The following is an 18,484-nucleotide window of genomic DNA, read 5'->3' on the forward strand; positions in this document are numbered from 1 at the left end:
TACGGTGAGTAATGAAGCTAATGGCAATAAAAAATTAAGTGAGTGACAGCAATTTTTACAAGCTAATCGGAAACTGATGCTATATCTTAACCGCTTTCCCTTGAATGTCGTCAAACCCATATTAAACGACATCAGGCTTATAAATAATATTTGGTAACTTGTTAAAAACTTTGATTTATACATATTTTGTTGGGAAAACTAAATTTAAGTATTAAAGATAGTTAGAAAGCCATGTCTCGTCAACTAGCAGTAATTCTTGAAGATGAGGGTGCTTGTAGCTTGCCCCCAGATATGGATTTAAAAAATGAAGGACTGATTTTTGGTAATAACTTGCCTGTAGCTGATGTTTTACTTGAAGACATTGCATTAAAACTGGGGATAACTCCTCTTAGTGCATTTATGAAAGATGAGGGGGATGATGAAGATGAGGCTGAAGAATTACAAGGTAATTCTCAGTGGCATAACCCAAAACAGGGGCTTGATACTGTTGAGAAACTCTTCTCATATCTTTTAGCCCATCCTCAAGTTGACAAAAGCCCTGAAGGTGCATGGTGGCTTTTGTGGGACTTGCGTGCTTTGGAGTTGATATTACGTAAAGCTGTGCAAAAACAAACTCGCTTTTATCTTGTTGCGTGGTAGCGATCGCAATTTTCTCCCCCTGCCTCCCCTGCTTCCCCAGCCCCCCAGCTTGCGAGGCTCGACTTCGCAAGGAAGTTAGGCAGCACTGGCTACTATAAAGGCTGGATGTAAAAGATTCACAGACTTTATAAAATCGCGTTCCTTGAATGATTTTCTTACTTAAAAAATTGTCAAAATAAATTAATTAACCACCTGATGTTCGGACATAAATTTCTTGTCCTTGAGAATTGTAGACGACGATTGGTAAATTAGAATTCTCACTAATGACTGTGAGTGCTTCTTGTAAAGCTTGCCAATGACTATTTTCATTGGTGGTTGTGGGATTTTCTGGATTAGCTGGTGACAATTGGCCTTGAATAACTTGTTCATATTCAGGGGTGAGTCTGACAATAATTCCGGTGTAATTTAAGGTAAAGTTACAAATCCGAATTTCTCTAGTACAAGTTTGAGCTAATTCAACGCGGGCTTCTTGCCAAGCATTTAGTTGTTGGACTTTGGTTTGGGCTTGCTTGAGTCCTTCAGAATAAGGTGCGATGAGACTTTGTGCTTGGTTGTAGTACAAGCTATCTTGAGCAATATTTTTAGCTGTTTGTAAAGCTTGTTCCCAGTATGCAGCCGCAGCTTGCCATTGATTGAGTTTTTCGTAGGCTTGGGCTTGTTTGGCAATGTTCAGTGCTTGGAGGTAGCTTTTCGCTGCTAGTTGTTCTAAGGTGGCACGATCGCGCGATCGCGCTAACTGTGGTTTATATTCTATTAGCAGCTTTTGGGCTTGGGGATAAGCCGGACTAGTTGGCGGAATTGCATTCAAAGCGTTAACAGCAACTTGCCAAGTCGACTGTACCTTTTGCCAGTCTTTTAAAGATTTGGCAGAAGTTTGCCACTTCATTGCTACACTTGCTACCCCCTTCGCGGCTGTTAATTTCTTCAACCATTGTTCTTGAGTAACTAACTGCTTATTAACAGTTTGTAAATTAATCCGATACTTCAGTAATTTTGGCTGGATGAAATTATAAAGTTCGCTATTGGGGTTAACTGTTTCTAAAGGAACGATCGCTTGTCGCCAAAGATGTTGTCTGGCTTGTAATTCTTCTAAACTATTGGTGGGGGTTTGGGTTTTTTGTTCAGCCGTCGCACCAGCTTGCAAAGCCGTAACCACCTGATTAATTTTGTCGGACTGTGTAGCCAAGGTAGTTTTGAGTTCCTGAGCTTGTTGATGACGGGGAGACCACTGTGGAATTACATTCAAAGCTTCGCTGGTTGTCTCTAATTGTTGTTTAACTCTGGTTAATTCATTTTCTGACTTTGCACGATTCATCAGTTGGCGAGATTCTGTTTTGAGTTGCATCGCCGCTTCTAACTCTTTGCACTCAGACATCACACAAGGCTGACTTAATAAATAACCACCAATTCCTAAACCCACAATCACCACCAAACCTACACCTAAAAATAGTGGTGAGAAAACTAACAAAGGTTTACGGCGATTAGAAGTTAAATCTGGTGCATCCGCTAAGGGATCATAAGGTGTTTCGAGTTCTGAATCTTCTAAAGTTTCGGCGATAAATGCTGAATCAGTATTTACCGCCTCTGAGAATGAAGCATTGGCGGGAAATCCAGCCGAATCTCCAAAGCCGTTAACATCCTCACTTTCCCAAATTCCTAAATTTTCTTCTCTTTGCTTGATGGTTATTACACGCTTGGCATAGGGAAGCTTTTCACTAGTGACTCTGATAAAACATTGTACCCGTTGCTCCTTGTAGGTTGGTAAGGATTGAAGTGCATCCTCAATAACCTCAAAAACTTGTTCTGTGTCAACCGTGAGACCAACGGGATGTTGAATCAGAATCATTAACTCATCTTTGTTGACTGCACACCTAATTTGGAAGACTTTACCCGATGGAACTTGCGCCAGAAGTTGTTCTTGCAAAGTTCTGGCTAATAGCTGTAAATCTTCCTGCTGGACTGCCACTGTCATAGAGCGTTCCCGCTTATTATCTATAATTGTTTTTTTATCGTTGAAGGAAGTAAATGAATTGCTTGGGTTCTTTGAATCCAGATGCACAATTTAACCAACCATAGCCAAAAATAAAATAGACCAACTTTCTAACATAAATTTTGACTGTTATGACCAAATCTAATATCAGTAATTATTCGTATTTTTAGGATTTTTAATTTTTTTCTGCGCGAATTTACTAACTATGCCGATAGTAAAAGTCCAACAGGCATAATTTAATGATCATAATTAATTAGTGATTGGTTTGCCTCTGTTACTGTTTTGAGTTCACCAAATCTTAATTTAATAATTTACTTTTATAGATATCTCTTCCTGATTATGCCCAAACTTGCTTTAAAGTTTTGCTATTAGACTTGAAGAATAATTTCGGAGTCAAAAGTCAAAATGATTAATATTCTGTATTCTCTATACTTATCCCAAAATTAAACAATATACTGCCCTTATTTATCACAACCTTAACTAATTTGTTAACAGTCTCAAGTATGAAAAAAATGACAGCAGCGATCGCACTAAGGTTACAGTCAGTTACTCAGTCAAGTCTAAATGTTGCATTCGTTACAAAAATATTTCTATTCCAGGAAACTTACTCAGCCACAATTTTTGACACAACAGCTAATTTTGTTATATGCTGTCAATCCCACTGAGAAGATTGATGACAGTATATAAATTTAGTTATCTAGCAGTCTTATTTGATATATCAACAAAGGAGACAAGGAGGACAAGGGAGAGAGATTGTAAATCATTGAGGGCAGATTCGATATTTATGAGTTACAGCAACTGATTGAAAAAAGTAATGAGTAATGACTTAGGAATTTACTTATTACTCACTACTTATTACTCATTACTTAATACTTATGGTGTACCTCACTTACTTCCAAAGTGCTGTATATGGGTTAATGTTAGAAAATCATTTGCGGCATTTGCTGAATCCGATAGAATTGAACCATAAAAAATTAATGTATAAAGATGAACTAGACTTGATTATGCAATTATGGTGCTGTAAAAAAGAAACAACAGCACCATAAAAATACTGTTGGTAGTGGCAAAACAAGGTGCATAACAATGGATTTATTAGAGTATCAAGTTAAAGAATGGTTTGGGAACATCGGTATTCCTGTCTTGCCTTCCCAAAGAATAGATCATCCCACTGACCTCAAACGCTTAAAAATTCGTTATCCAGTTGTCCTCAAATCCCAAGTGTATGCAGGCGAAAGGATTCATGCTGGAGGGGTGAGAATTGTTGAGACAACCATTGATGCGATCGCTGCCGCCCAAACTATTTTTAATTTGCCAATCTGGGGCGAGTTACCAGAGGTGTTATTGGCAGAAACTAAATATGATAGCAAACAAGAATTTTATTTAGCAGTAGTTTTAGACACTGCTGTTTGCCGACCTGTACTTTTAGGTTGCAAAGAAGCAAATATTGATTGGGAATCAGCCGGCGAAAAATTACAGTATGTCGTTGTAGAACAAGAATTTTCGCCTTTTTATGCGCGGCGACTCGCTTTAAAAATGGGGCTGCAAGGTGCGCTGATGCAGTCAGTCAGCAGCGTTGTGGAAAAGATGTATGAGTTATTTATCCAAAAAGATTTAGACTTAGTAGAAATTAATCCCCTAGCTGTTAATGCCGCTAATGAAGTGATGGCACTCAATGGTAAAGTCAGCATTAACGAACGGGCTATTGGTCGTCATCCAGAACTGGCGGAATTAGCAGCCAAAATTAGTCACCGTCACAGCAGTCAGAAAAATCACAGTAAATTAAAAGATTTAAATGGTGGCGACACCCAAGGTAAAATCGGCATTTTGGGAAATGGTGCGGGTTCAATTATGGCTACCTTTGATTTAGTCGCCAGTCTTGGCGGTAAACCAAGTCATCCCCTGAATTTGCGACATGGTTTGTTAACCGACACTTCCCCAACAAGTTTTGGCGATCGCTTAAATAAAGGTCTGAATCTCCTCGCGGCTGACAAAAGTATTCAAGTAATTCTGATTAACCTGCTTGGTAGTATCCCCCAAGCCGAAGCCGCCGCCCAAGTCATTGCCAAATTTATCCAAGATTATCAAAGTCAAAATCGCCGGGAGTCCCATATTCCCCACTTGGTTGTCCGCTTGGCTGGTTCAGAGTTGAATGTAGCGCAAGATTTATTAGCCGGTGTTGAAAATCAAGGTGAACTTGTATTAGTCGAAGATTTAGATGAAGCCGTCGCCCAAGCTGTTCGTCTCGCTAAACCTGTTACTTATCAACGTGTCAAGGTTAAGTAAGGAGATTAGGGAGACAGGGGAGACAAGGTAGATCAGATGTTAAGTATTCAAGTTGTATAGGGCTAATATTTGATTTGGGAAAAAAATCAGTGAACTTAAACAAGGTTTATTTCCTACTCCCCAATCCCTACCTACACAACTAAATTCGGAAATTCAACCGGATTTCTATATATTGCGCCAATTTATCTTTCATACTTCATACTTCTTATGAACTTAACGCCAGATAGTAAAGTTATCATCCAAGGTTTTAGTGAATTTATCTCAGAAACTAATATTGTGCAGATGCAAGCTTATGGTACAAATTTAGTTGCTGGTGTGAATCCTGGTTTTGGTGGACAAAAACAATATAATTTGCCAGTCTTTGATTTAGTTGAAGAAGTTGTGGCACAGTTCGGCACAATTGACACTACAATTATTTGTGTTCATCCTTATCAAGTATTAGATGCAGCTTTAGAAGCGATCGCTTCTAACATTCGTCAAATTATCATTATCTCGGCGGGAATGCCACCATTAGATATGGTGCAATTACTCCGCAAAGCCGAAGCTTGTGAAACTTTGATTGTTGGGCCGAACAGCCCCGGAATCATTGTCCCTGGTAAGATTCTGTTAGGCACACAACCAAGTGAATTTTATACCCCTGGCCCTGTGGGAATTGTCAGCCGCAGCAGTACTTTAACCTACGAAGTTGCTAGGGAATTAACCAAAGCAGGTTTAGGACAATCAATTAGTGTCAGCATTGGCAGTGATGCGATCGTGGGTTCATCATTTTTACAATGGTTGCAAATTCTCGATGAAGATGAAAATACAGAAGCGATCGTTTTAGTTGGTCAACCCGGTGGTGGTAGTGAAGAAGCCGCAGCCCGATATATTACAGAAGCAATTGATAAACCAGTCATTGCCTACATTGCAGGTAGACAAGTATCCCCTGTGAAAAATTGGCAACAAACTGGCACTTTAGCCGCAGTGATTGGCCGTGACCCTAATTTTGGTACAGCCCAAAGTAAATTAATAGCTTTAAAAGAAGCAGAAGTTCCTGTCGCGGATCGTCCTTCTCTGATTCCTGAATTGGTTAGAAATGAGTTGAAAAGTTAAATGTTACCGAATCAGTGAACAGTGAACAGTGACCAGTTACCAGAGAGACTTTTCACTGTTCACTCTTACGGTACAAGCCCCCAAATTCATTTGTGGAAAAAAGAAAAGTTATTCCTTGCTAAAATCCCCTGAATTTATTCATGGGGATTAACTGATCACTGGTAACTGATAACTGGTAACTGTTAACTGCTGCAAGTAATTTTTGCACTCAGTGTTTCTATATTGGTAACAAATGCACAGGCTGTTGTTAATACAAGAACTGAATTTTGCACGACTACTGATAACGCTGTGTGCAATTTGCTCTTAAACCTAACCCCCAACCCCTTCCCTACAGGGGACTACGGTGTACAAACAAATCCTCTGATCCCCCTAAATCCCCCTTAAAAAGGGGGACTTTGACTCTTGTTCCCCCCTTTTTCAAGGGGGGTTAGGGGGGATCAAAACCTTAAATAATTCTGGTAAAGAGTATTTTCTTGAAACTTCGCATTGTGCGAGTCGTAACATTATGCTGATGCCAAGCTTGATAGAAATCGGGGTAAGGCAGATTTTGGGCGCATTCCCAGGCTAAATCGTAGTATTCACCATCTAGTTGCCAATAATTACTTAAAGCTTTGACTGCTTGAAAACGATCTTCGTTATTTTGTAGATATTTTTTTAAGCTTTCTGCTGCCCGTCTAGGAGGGTATTTATTTAAACTAGTTTGCAGCAAATACACCAAAGCCAAGATTGCTTCTTTATTACCTGGATTGATTTTCCATAAGCTATCTGCTACTAACCAACGGGTAGGATCATTATCTCTAGAGTTATTGGCAGGGATGGATTTCAGCACTTTTTCTAAGGTAGAAATCGCTGTTTGATTACCTGTAGCAATTTTCTCTAAGCTATCTTTTGCCCACAAACGGATTTTTTTATCCAGCGTTGTTGATTGCATTAGTTGTACTAAGGCAGAGATCGCAAAATCATTGCCTGTACCAATGTGTTTTAAGCTATATAAAGCCGACCTACGGGTGTTGACATCCACAGTTGTGGATTGCAGCACATCCACCAAATAGGCGATCGCTATTTTATTACCTGGATCGATTTTTCCTAAATCTCGTGCTGTATAAATACGGTTTCTGTCATTTACAGATGTGGATTGTAACCATTGCTCTAAGGTGATGATCGCCACTTTATTCCCTGGATCGATTCCCTCTAAGCTTTCTGCTAACTGCCTACAGGTATTGTCATCCAATATTGTTGATTGTAGTAATTGCTCCAAGGTAGCAATCGCAAATTCATTGCCTGTACCGATTCTGTCTAAACTACATGCTACCTCCCAACGGGTATCCTCATTAAACGTTTTTGATGACATTAGTTGCACTAAGGTTGTGATCGCAAATTCATTACCTGGGTCGATTGTTCCTAAACTATCTGCTGCTCTCCAACGAGTTTCGTCATCCAATGTTGTGGATTGTAGTAGTTGTACTAAGGTAGCGATCGCAAATTCATTACCTGGGTCGATTCTCCCTAAACTATCTGCTGCTCCGTAACGAGTTTCGTCATCCAATGTTGTGGATTGTAGTAGTTGTACTAAGGCGGCGATCGCAAATTCATTACCTGGAGCAATTTCCCTTAAACTATTTGCTGCCGAGTAACGAGTGTGGTCATCAACAGTGGTTGATTGTAGAACTTGTAGTAAGGCGGTAATCACTATTGGATTACCTGGGTCGATACTCTCTAAACTACGTGCTGCCGAATAACGAGTGTGGTCATCAATAGTGGTTGATTGTAGAACTTGTAGTAAGGCGGTAATCACTATTGGATTACCTGGGTCGATACTCTCTAAGTTAATTGCTGCCAAGTAACGAGTGTCGTCATCAACAGTGGTTGATTGTAGAACTTGTAGTAAGGCGGTAATCACTATTGGATTACCTGGATCGATTTCCTTTAAGCTATTTGCTACCTGCCGACAAGCTTTATCATCCAAAGTCCTTGATTGCAGTGCTTCTACTAACAATGCGATCGCCGTCTTGTTCCCTAGACCAATTTTCCTCAAGCTTTCTGCTGCCCACCAACAGGTGTCTTCATCAACAGTTGTGGATTGCAGCAGTTGAACTAAAACGGGTATCAATGTTTCATTAACTGAGTTTAATCCCTCTAAACGATGTGCCAAATAATACTTTTTATTATTCACATCAGGTGATAGCGCCAGTTGTACTAAAGTGGCGATCACAACTTCATTACCTGGGTCGATGTTCGCCAAGCGTTCTGCCGCCCACCAACAGGTGTCTTCATCAACAGTTGTGGATTGCAGTAGTTGTAGTAAAGCAGTGATTACATTTTTATTGCCTGGATCGATTCGCTCTAAGCTATTTGCTGCCTCCAAACGGGTTTCATCATCCAGGATTGTGGATTGCAATAGTTGCACCAAAGCTGCGATCGCAGTTGCATCACCTGGAGCAATTTCCGCCAAGCTTTCTACTGTTTGCCTAAGTGTGGATTCGCTTACATCAGGCGATTGTAGTACTTGCACTAAAGCGGCGATCGCAACTTTATTACCCATACCGATTTTTTCTAAACAACGTCTTACGTTATAACGGGTGTTTTCATCCACTGTTGTGGATTGTAGTAATTGAGCCAAGGCTGCGATCGCAGTTTCATCACCTAGAGCAATTTCCCCCAAGCTTTGTACTGCCCGCCTAAGTATAGATTCGCTTACATCAGACGATTGTAGTACTTGCACCAAAGCTGCGATCGCTGTTGCATTGTCTATGCCAATTTCCCCTAAAATCTTTGCTGCTTCTGAACGAGTATCTTCATCCGCAGTTGTCGATTGTAGTACTTGCACCAAGGCAGCGATCACCGCTTCATTGTCTTTGCCAACTTCCACTAAGCTATGAGCGGCGGGAACACCATTGAGGATGTCGCCTCCTCTTTCTTTATCACGAGTGTGGCAATCCGCAGATGTGGCTTTTAGCATTTGTACTAAGGATGCGATCATTGTTTCATTGCTGGGGTCGATTTCCCCCAACCTATCTGCTGCGTCCAAACGAGTGTCATTATCCAGAATTGTTGATTGTAGCACTTGCTCCAAAGGCGCTATTGCTTTTGTGCGTTCTGTCTCTTGCAATACTGATCTAGCTTCGTACTGAATTGGTTTAAGAAATTTTACCCAATTCTGTTTTTTAGATGAATAACCAAAGTCCCATTTGATAATTTGCGCTACTATTTCATCTGCTTGAGAACAATCTTTAAACTCAACAATTCCCACAGCCGCTAAAAAGTAGGCGCGATATTCATAAAAACCCTTGTCTACATCTTTCCTATTCCACTGACCACATCCATCGTTAAAATTAATTAAAGCATTAATAAAATCTTGCTTTTGCTGTTTTAAATTTTCTTCTGGTCGTCCTAACCACAGCAATATTGTCTGCTTCCACTGCGGTTCAAAGATGCGATAAGTTCCCTTACTCGGATTTTTAGGAACGTGGTTGAGAAAGAAATGCCAGTTATTAATAGCTTTAGCAGCAAAATACTCTTGAAATGACGCATGAAAAAAAGCGTAAACTTTTTTATCATCTACTCCTATACAGTTCAACCAGCCACGATTTAGTGCCAATTTCAGCAGCACTTGATCTTCTTGTTCCTTAAAGACGGAATTAACAAAATCTTGCCGCAAGCGAAAACGGGTTGTTTCTTTGTCTATTGCTGTTTTAGCTAATTCTCCAAGTTTGAGATTGAGTTGTTGCTCTTGGTGAAATGTTGTAGGAAATTTGTCTTGTTTCCACTCATAAAATTTATCAACAAATCGCTGATAAAGTCCAGCTTGCGTATCTGGTAACTTGCCATCTCCAGATTGCCAATTAAAGCACAGCAGCGTCAACCGCAGAGGATTTTTTACTAAATCTTGAATCCGTTCTTTACCTGGTTCTTTCAACGCAGTACATAACTGCTTTCCAGTGTTGGGATTAGGCGCAAACCATTTATGAATAAATTGCTCTACTTGTTCTGGATAAGAAAAATTTAAAGTGCGATAAATATCAAAATCATCAAGTTCATTAATACCGCTATCCCACAAATTAACCCGACAAGTTAATACGATTCGCGCTTGAGGAATAAAACCCACTCCACCAAATTGTGGCGCAATTTTTTCTAGAGGATTAGACGCGGACATTTCATCTAATCCATCTAGCAGCAGCCACACGTTTTTTTGATAAAATAAAGCCATAAAATCTTCTTTTAATTGCTTGGTAGCTTCAGCTTTACCTAATTTCTCAGCAACCTGAGTCAACCAAGTTTCCAACAGATAAGCTTTTAGTTCTTTCCCTCGCAAATCTGCTAAAGATACCCAAATGACAATCGACTGTTGAATCTCACGATATACCCAATCTGCAATCTGCTGTAATAGTGTTGTCTTTCCTGCGCCTGGTTCACCAATAATCGCAATTCGCCTACCTTGACTTTTCGGCGTGTTCTTCTGTTTGAGAACTTCTTCTAAAAAAGCATCATGCTCATAAGTTTTGGTGATTTCTGTCTCCTTGTATTGTTCCGAACCCTGTTGTGGAGAAATATCACCTTGACGCTTCGACTGTTTTTCACGCTCAACTAATCCCAGTGGTACGTAAACATCATCAACTTTTAAGGCGACTCCTTCAGTTGATGTCAAAGGATTTGTTGTCAGCCTTCGCCGTTCTGCAATTATTTCACGACAGATTTCACGCCAGTCATCGGGAGTTAACTTTGTCCCATCCTCCCCTTGAGACGACTTTGGTCAGCCAAAGTTGACTTCCCCATGAAATACAGGGTTAACTAACAGATTTCTAATCTCTCCATTGTTAACAAGACTAACAACTGACGGCTCAGACTTGATTTCATCTGCTAACTTTTTAATTTCCTTAGCAGCCTCAGACTGATCATTTTTAACTGCTGCTTCCACATGCACGACAGCTTGAGCAATTTCGGGGTCTTGTGCGGCTTGTGTCAGTTCCAGCACTGCTTGACCATAATCTAATATTTGTGGTTCACCACTGGTAAGAGATGGTGCTTTATTCTTTTGGCGCAGTAATTCTAGCAACTTACCAGGAGCAGTCCATAAAACATCACCAATATTTTCGCCTGTTTTCTCCACAGCCTTGGTCAAAAGTGTGGTAACAACAGCAGAGATCGCAGTAGCTACAGCAGTCAAGCTCACAGTTATCATAAATCCACTATCAATAAGCCAAATAGCGGCAAAATTTTATGTGTCTATTCTACTCGTAAAACTACTGATGCGCTAAATCTGGAGGCGATCGCTCTTGGCGGCTGTTTAGTTAATTATTGGGTAAGATGAAGTGCGATCGCCATAACTCATCAAAAGTAATCTTACCTATATTTCTCCATAGATTCCACAGCAACATTAAATTGTTAAGCAATCTGTTCTATATTTTTTCTTCTGCTATTACCATCAAGCATTAAACAGTTTGTTCTGTGTTTTCTGTTTTGTCGGTTTCTGTAACTACCTGCTGTCCAATTTTGGGTTCAGTTCCAGCTAAAAGGCGCTCTATATTACTGATTCCTATGCAATTATAGATTTTGTGTACGCATTTGTTATTTCGGCGTACGCATTTGTTATTTTTGTGTACGCAATTGTTATTTCGGCGTACGCATTTGTTATTTTTGTGTATGCAATTGTTATTTCAGCGTACGCAATTGTTATTTTTGTGTATGCAATTATAGATTTTGTGTATGCAATTGTTATTTCGGCGTACGCATTTGTTATTTCTGCGATGATTTTTGCTGTTTATACTTATGCCAAAATTATAAATCGGCATCAAAAATGAGTAAAAACACAGGTTTTATAAACATTTCATGAAACCTTTAAATAAATAAATCCACAAACTTACTCATCTCAGGTAAAAGGTTACTCAATTATTTTGAAAACAGTTATCAGTTATCAGTTATCAGTTATCAATCACTGTTCACTGTTTACTGTTCACTGTTCACTGTTAAAAAAGGATGCCTCATGGCTTTAAAAACTCGTCGTTCTGCTGCTGTTGAAAAAGCCCAACTTCGTCTTGCTTTGCTGAAATCTATTGGTGAAAATTTAGATTTAGGACATGGATTAACAATAGAAGCTTACAATAATCTCATCAATAATACCCGTGCCATTCTAGAATCTCATAATACCCTGGTGTCCAATCTAGAAGAATCGCGCAAGACATTAACTCAAATGGACAAAGCCCTCTCAGAAATGTCTGAAAGAATGCTAAGTGGTGTTGCAACTGTCTACGGCAGAAATAGTATGGAGTATTCTAAAGCTGGTGGTTCTAATCGAAAACGCAGTAGACAATCTACTCCTAAAGTTACTCCAGTTGCGGCGGTTGTTGTTAATCAATCTACTCAAGCTGTGATGGAAAATGCGTCAACTAACGGTAACGGTACAACTCCTGTAAGAAAATGATTTAGATATAGTGATATATATCTTGCACGAGGCGACTGGAAGTCGCGGCTACACAGGCAAAACCCGCCTGCGCGGGTTAAAAAACTTGATTTTCTGTGAGTCCGCGCAGGCGGACTTTGTTTGTATAGCCACGAATTCTATTCGTTGGGGGTGGGTGACTGGAAGCGACTAGAAGTCGCGGCTACACAGGCAAAACCCGCCTGCGCGGGTTAAAAACGTTGATTTTTTTTAGTCCGCGCAGGCGGACTTTGTTTGTATAGCCACGAATTCTATTCGTTGGGGGTGGGTGCTTTCAATTCTCCAGTTGCCAACCAAGGGCTGTGGCGACTTGACTGGCTAATTCTAGGGGGTTGAATGGTTTAGCGATCGCTGTTACTATACCCATCTGAGCATAACGACGGCGATCGCTTGCTTGAATTTTAGCTGTTAATAAAATTACGGGAATTTCTTTTGTAGCAGCATTGGCTTGGAGTTGTTCAAAGGTAGTTATCCCATCCATATCCGGCATCATCACATCAAGTAAAATTGCATCTGGCTGATAAGTCTCGGCTTGGGTAATACCTTCTTTCCCAGAACTCGCTGTCACCACATCCCAACCAGCGACGGTTTCTAAACAAATTTTGGCAACTTCTTGAATATACTGTTCGTTATCTACAACAAGAATCCGTTTTACTGCCATAATTCATACCAATATATAAGTAGATGGGTGGGAAAATTTATCGTTAAGTTAAGGCAGGAGGGAAGAGGGTTTTAGGCTCATTAATTTTTCTTAATATATAGCGTTTCTTACTTGCTTGTAATACAGTCGGAACCCCACCCCGCATTTGCTAACGCAAACGCTCCCCTCCCCGCTTGCGGAGAGAAGTTGCGTGCGGGGGTTCCCCCCGTTGAGCAAACTTCGGGGGAGGGGTTGGGGGTGGGGTTGAAATGTACCTCATCCAACCGAGAACCGCTATAGTTTGGTTGTTTTCCACCGGCTTACTTAAGTCATCATCAAACTGTCTTTGATTCAGCTTGTACACTTCGACTTCGCTCAGTGTACAGCACTCATAACTCAGCACTCAGCACTCAGCGAGAAGTTGCGTGCGCGGGTTCCCCGCGTTGAGCAAACTTCGGTGACTCAAGACTCAGCACTCTCAACTGAATGATGAGTGATGCGCTGAAGTAAGTCCATTACTCTTTGTTCAAATTCTTGGGTGGTTACACGTCCTTTGGTTAAAAATTCGGTGTAGCCTAATTTCAGTCGTTGGCGTTCAGATTCATCTAAATCTTTGGCGGAGTAAACTACTACGGGCATGGTACATAAATGATTGTGTTGTCGTAACCAATCAATTACCATAAAGCCATCGCTTTCTGGCAAAATTAAGTCAAGAATTAATAAGTCAGGATTCAATTCTTGGCTGAGGTGAATGGCTTCTCTGCCTGTTTGCGCCAAGCAAGTTTCGATGTCATGGCGCTCAAATAAAGTAATTAGTAATTGTGCTAATTCGTTGTCATCTTCTACTATTAAAATTCGGGCGCGTTTCGATGGTTTGGCAACAACTTGTTTTAGGGATTGTAATAAATAACTTTCTTGTACTGGTTTACTGAGCCAGTCTGCAAAATCTGTGATTGGTTTGCCATTAGTATCTGATTGATACACACTACAAATGACGATGGGAATATGTTGCGTATCAGGACGTTCTTTTAAAATTGCCATTGTTTGCCAACCGTTCATTTCTGGCATGAGCAAATCGAGTAAAATCACGTCTGGTTGTTGCGATGATGCGGTGGCGATCGCTTCTTGCCCGGTAGCAACTGTTACAACTCGATAACCGCCTTTTTGTAATAAAGTTTGCAGTTCATTAGCAATATCTGGATCATCATCACAAACTAAAACCAAGGGAGAATAAGCAATTGGCAGTGGGCAGTGGTGGTTAGATTGGGTAGTTTCGGGAATTTGCGGAGCTTGGTAAATGGGGAGGGTAAAGTAAAATGTACTACCTTCACCTAAAGTACTTTCCACCCAGATGCGCCCGCCATGTTGCTGTACAATACTTTTACAAATTGCTAAACCCAACCCTGTGCCATCATGGTTACGCGAATCAGATGAATCTACTTGTTGAAATCGCTCAAAAATACTTTCTAATTTATCTTCTGGTATACCACGCCCGGTATCTTTAACTGAGAGCAAAACTTCATTTTGTTGCTGCTGAATTTCTAACCAGACTGTCGCCCCATTCACCGAGAATTTAATGGCATTGCTCAACAAATTTGTTAATGTTTGGACAATGCGATCGGGGTCAGCCCATAACATTACTGATAAGCTGGAAATGGCTAATTTTACTCCTTGTTTATTTGCCAATGTTTGAATAGTATTGACGGCTGATTGAATTAACTCATCAAGGTTGCAAATTTCCCGCGCCATCTTGACTTTGCCAGATTCAATGCGTTCGATGTCTAAAATATCATTAATTAATCGGACTAAGCGATCGCTACTATCTATGGCAATTTGTAACAGCCGTTTTCCCGGCTCGGAATCTGCTTTTAATAAACCACTGGTGAGCATTCCTAAAGAACCATGAATTGAGGTTAAAGGTGTGCGGAGTTCGTGACTGACAACAGATACAAATTCATCTTTCATTCGTTCAACTTGTTTGCGTTCTGTCACATCCCGCAAAATCACTGTATAGTAACTTTCCTCACCCATATTTAACTTAGAAATGGAAGCCTCAGCCGGAAATTCACTACCATCTCGGCGCTTACCAAATAACTCCCGTCTCTCTCCCATTCTTCGCGCTAAATTTGCCGATTTGCCAAAGTCAGATACGTGTTGACGATGAGCTTGGGTAAATCGCAGTGGTAAAAGTATATCTAACTTCTGTCCAATCACTTCTTGAGCCGTATAACCAAATATTTTTTCGGCTCCTTGGTTAAATAAAGTAATACTTTGGTTGCTATCTATAGAAATAATTGCATCATCAGCAATATCTAAAATTCTGGCTAATTTTACTTGAGAAACCCGCAATTCTTCTTCGATGCGTTGGCGTTTATCTAGTTCTGATTGTAATTGACGGTTGACAGTAATTAATTCGGCGGTGCGTTCGGCAACTCGTAATTCTAATTCATTATTGGCTTTTTGTAAGGCGGCTTGAGTTTGTTTTAATGCGGCTTCGGCTAAAGTGCGATCGCGCTGGTTGCGTAATGCGACAATACCATAAGTTAAATCTTCTGCCAGTTTTTTCAGCAACTGCACTTCATCATCATCAAAAGCGTTTGCTTCCGCCGCATAAATATTCAACGCGCCAAAAGTTTGATTCTCTGTTTTTAAAGGTAACGCGATCGCCGCCCCATAACCCCGTTCTTCTGCTTGACAGCGCCAAACTTCATATTTGGGGTCAGTTAAAATATTCTGAATAATGCAAGTTTTACCTGTACGAATGGCTGTACCCGTTGGCCCTTGACCACGCACAGTATTTGACCAAGTAAGCTGGAGAGTTTGTAAATAACCATCATCATAGCCAGCTTGTGCCACTGGTAGAATATTTTTTTCCCGATCATTTTCCGCAAACCCTACCCAAGCCAGCCGATAACCACCAACTTCCACAATAATTTGGCAAATTTTCTGAAGTAACTCTAGTTCGTTTGGCGTGCGGACAATAATTTGATTGCAACTACTTAATGTTTGGAGTGTCCGATTAATGCGGCGAATTTCGGTTTCGACTTGTTTATAGTGGGTAATATCGCGGGTAATTGCCAACTGAACAAATTTGCCATCAGTTTTATTTTGCAGAGGTACAGCATGAGTTTCCATCCAGCGACGCTGACCTTGATAGGTAATCATTTCAAACTGCAAAGCACCTTTATTACCTTGACAAACACTTTCATGCAGTTGGCGAAATGCAGCTTGATATTCTGGAGTAATCAAAGAGTAAACTGATTTACCAATTACCTTGGCTTTGCTTTTAGCTTCAATAACCGCCAGTCCCGCAGCATTAATTTCTAAAATTGTGCCATCAGCCCCTACTACTTTCACACATTCCGGTTCACCTTCAAAGATGGTACGCCAGTCAGCCGCAAAGTTAGATATGGGAGATGAAAGCGCCTCTGTTTCCTGAGATGGTTGTTGCTGAGTTTGTCCCATCCGCTTGAGTAATTGTATCCGTTCCAGGCGGTTGACAATGCGAGTTACCAGTTCTGGCCCGACAATGGGTTTGCTGACAAAATCATCAGCACCAACGCTATACACCTGATTTACAATGTCCGCCTCACTATGAACTGTGAGAAATAAAATCGGTAATTCACTCCAATGGGAGTCATTTCGCACCACTTGACACAACTCAATACCGTTGCTGTGGGGCATTTCTACATCCAGAATCAACATATCTGGTTTGACTGTTTCCAAAGTTTCCCAAAACCGACGCGGATCATCCAATCCAATTACTTGTAAACCCCAAGGTGTGAGTAAAGTTTGTAACAGCGCCAGAATTTTTGGGTCATCATCGACAGCCAGAATTTTGGCTTCACCGTGGGGTAATTGTTGTAGTAATTGAGCGATCTCATCTGCTACCTGTCCTGCCGTCATTGGCTTTTGTAAAAAGGTATGTCCCCCTTGCCTTGCCAACTGCAAGCGATTGGCTAAATCTGTTTGCTCAGTAAAAACTAACACTGGCACAGGTGGTTTTCTTTGTGCCAATTCTCCTAAAAAACTCAAACTATCTTCAGGATGATCAGAAAAATTAGGGTCAAGTAACACCGCGCTGGGATGGTCGCGGTAAAGTATAGTTCTGGCAGACTCTAGATTTGTAGCAACGCTGACTTGAAATTCTGCACCAGCCGTAGTTTGCCTCAGTTGTCCCCCAATAGTCTGGTCTTGATCAACCACCAAAACTAAAGGTAATTTACTATCAACTGCGGTTGAGTTTACCTCCTCACCTTGAGTTTGAATTTCCTGGCGCAAGGATTTCACCCAAGTTTGCAGCTGAGTCATTTCTTCCGGCGTTAACTTCTGACCAGACTTAAGTAACTGTTCAATTTGACGCGCCAGTTTTGAACCAGTCGGAAAACCAAATGTTCCTAACGAACCGGCTAAAGTATGGGCTTCTTTCGTTGCTTGGTTGAGCAATTCACTATTTAAACCTGACTCAGTAAAAACCGCTTGTTCGATAACTTTGATTTGCTCATCGACTCGCCCTTGAAATCTTTGCCAAACTCCGGCTATGGCTTGGAGTGTTTGTTGTTGTGATGATAATTCTGCTTTGGGTTTCTGGTTTTTAGACTTGGCTGATTTTGTAGCGGTTTTCTCTTCTTCCTGGGGTTTGAGCCGATAGCCAATTCCATACACAGTTTCAATTAAATCACCAGGCGCACCCACAGCTTTTAATCTCTGGCGTAACCCTTTAATATGAGTCCGCACAGCTTCTTCCCCTGGTGTATCTTCGTAAGACCACAAATGTTCTAAAATCATCCCGCAACTAAACACGCGGCGACTATTACGTAAAAATAATTCTAAAAGTGCATATTCTTTAGGAGTTAATGATAGTAAATCATTACTATAACTCACTTCACAACTACTAGGGTCAAGACGCAAATTTCCCCATTCTAAAACAGGTTGTGATGATGCACTCCCACGCCGCAATAAAGCCCGCACACGGGCGACTAATTCTTCCTCAGCAAATGGTTTCACGACATAATCATCCGCCCCTGCATCCAAGCCAATTGCTTTTTCATGACTACTATCACATCCCGTCAACAGTAGGATAGGCATTTGCAAATTATTGGCGCGAATTTGCCGACACAAACTAATTCCATCTAGTTTCGGCAAAATTACATCTAATAAAATTAAATCATAATTATAAGTTTGAATTAAATCCCAGGCAGATTCACCATCATTTGCTACTTCCACTGCATAGTTCTGGTTAGTCAGAACAGCCGTTAGTGCATAGGCATTTAACTCGTCATCCTCGACAACTAATATTTTCATATCTTAAGATTTCCTAAATGTTAGTATTAATAGATGATGAGTACAGCAGTCCTAAATCATTTGTAAATTTTCTATATCTTTTTCTTCTTTCTTACCTTTG

At 40.6% G+C, this 18,484-nt stretch carries 10 protein-coding genes; 5 read left to right on the top strand and 5 right to left on the bottom strand.

The annotated features are described in order from the left end of the window. Positions 1–231 precede the first annotated feature (231 nt). Positions 232–639, top strand: coding sequence for a hypothetical protein (locus H6G28_RS08170; protein ID WP_190591581.1), 408 nt, complete (start codon positions 232–234; stop codon positions 637–639). A gap of 184 nt (positions 640–823) precedes the next feature. Here the strand turns inward: H6G28_RS08170 and H6G28_RS08175 are convergent, their stop codons facing one another. Further along, positions 824–2,611 carry a hypothetical protein gene (locus H6G28_RS08175; protein ID WP_190670177.1) on the bottom strand — a complete coding sequence of 596 codons (1,788 nt, stop codon included), beginning with the start codon at positions 2,609–2,611 and terminating at the stop codon, positions 824–826. A gap of 893 nt (positions 2,612–3,504) precedes the next feature. Between H6G28_RS08175 and H6G28_RS08180 the strand changes: the two genes are divergently transcribed. The 3 genes from H6G28_RS08180 to H6G28_RS08190 all read left to right on the top strand — a co-directional run bounded on the left by H6G28_RS08180 (position 3,505) and on the right by H6G28_RS08190 (position 6,004). Then, positions 3,505–3,675, top strand: a complete 171-nt coding sequence (locus tag H6G28_RS08180) for a hypothetical protein (protein ID WP_190591579.1) — start codon at positions 3,505–3,507, stop codon at positions 3,673–3,675. 37 nt (positions 3,676–3,712) lie between these two features. Further along, positions 3,713–4,912, top strand: coding sequence for a succinate--CoA ligase subunit beta (locus H6G28_RS08185; protein WP_190591578.1), 1,200 nt, complete (start codon positions 3,713–3,715; stop codon positions 4,910–4,912). A gap of 207 nt (positions 4,913–5,119) precedes the next feature. Beyond that, positions 5,120–6,004, top strand: a complete 885-nt coding sequence (locus H6G28_RS08190; RefSeq protein ID WP_190670179.1) for a succinate--CoA ligase subunit alpha — start codon at positions 5,120–5,122, stop codon at positions 6,002–6,004. A 445-nt stretch (positions 6,005–6,449) separates the two neighbouring features. On the opposite strand, the gene H6G28_RS08195 is transcribed toward H6G28_RS08190, so the two are convergent. Both H6G28_RS08195 and H6G28_RS08200 read right to left on the bottom strand, forming a co-directional pair. Then, positions 6,450–10,649, bottom strand: coding sequence for a HEAT repeat domain-containing protein (locus tag H6G28_RS08195; RefSeq protein WP_190670181.1), 4,200 nt, complete (start codon positions 10,647–10,649; stop codon positions 6,450–6,452). A 105-nt stretch (positions 10,650–10,754) separates the two neighbouring features. Beyond that, on the bottom strand, positions 10,755–11,183 hold the full coding sequence (locus H6G28_RS08200) for a hypothetical protein (RefSeq protein WP_190670183.1): 429 nt from the start codon (positions 11,181–11,183) through the stop codon (positions 10,755–10,757). Between the two features lie 801 nt (positions 11,184–11,984). Between H6G28_RS08200 and H6G28_RS08205 the strand changes: the two genes are divergently transcribed. Continuing rightward, a complete protein-coding gene (locus tag H6G28_RS08205; RefSeq protein ID WP_190670185.1) occupies positions 11,985–12,422 on the top strand; it encodes a hypothetical protein in 438 nt (145 codons plus the stop codon). A 292-nt stretch (positions 12,423–12,714) separates the two neighbouring features. On the opposite strand, the gene H6G28_RS08210 is transcribed toward H6G28_RS08205, so the two are convergent. Continuing rightward, entirely contained in the window at positions 12,715–13,101 is a 387-nt protein-coding gene (locus H6G28_RS08210; RefSeq protein WP_190670188.1) for a response regulator, read from the bottom strand. A 441-nt stretch (positions 13,102–13,542) separates the two neighbouring features. After that, positions 13,543–18,384, bottom strand: coding sequence for a response regulator (locus H6G28_RS08215; protein ID WP_190670190.1), 4,842 nt, complete (start codon positions 18,382–18,384; stop codon positions 13,543–13,545). Between the last annotated feature and the right edge of the window lie 100 nt (positions 18,385–18,484).

The organism is Nostoc sp. FACHB-190 (assembly GCF_014696905.1).
Classification (GTDB): Bacteria; Cyanobacteriota; Cyanobacteriia; order Cyanobacteriales; family Nostocaceae; genus Nostoc_B.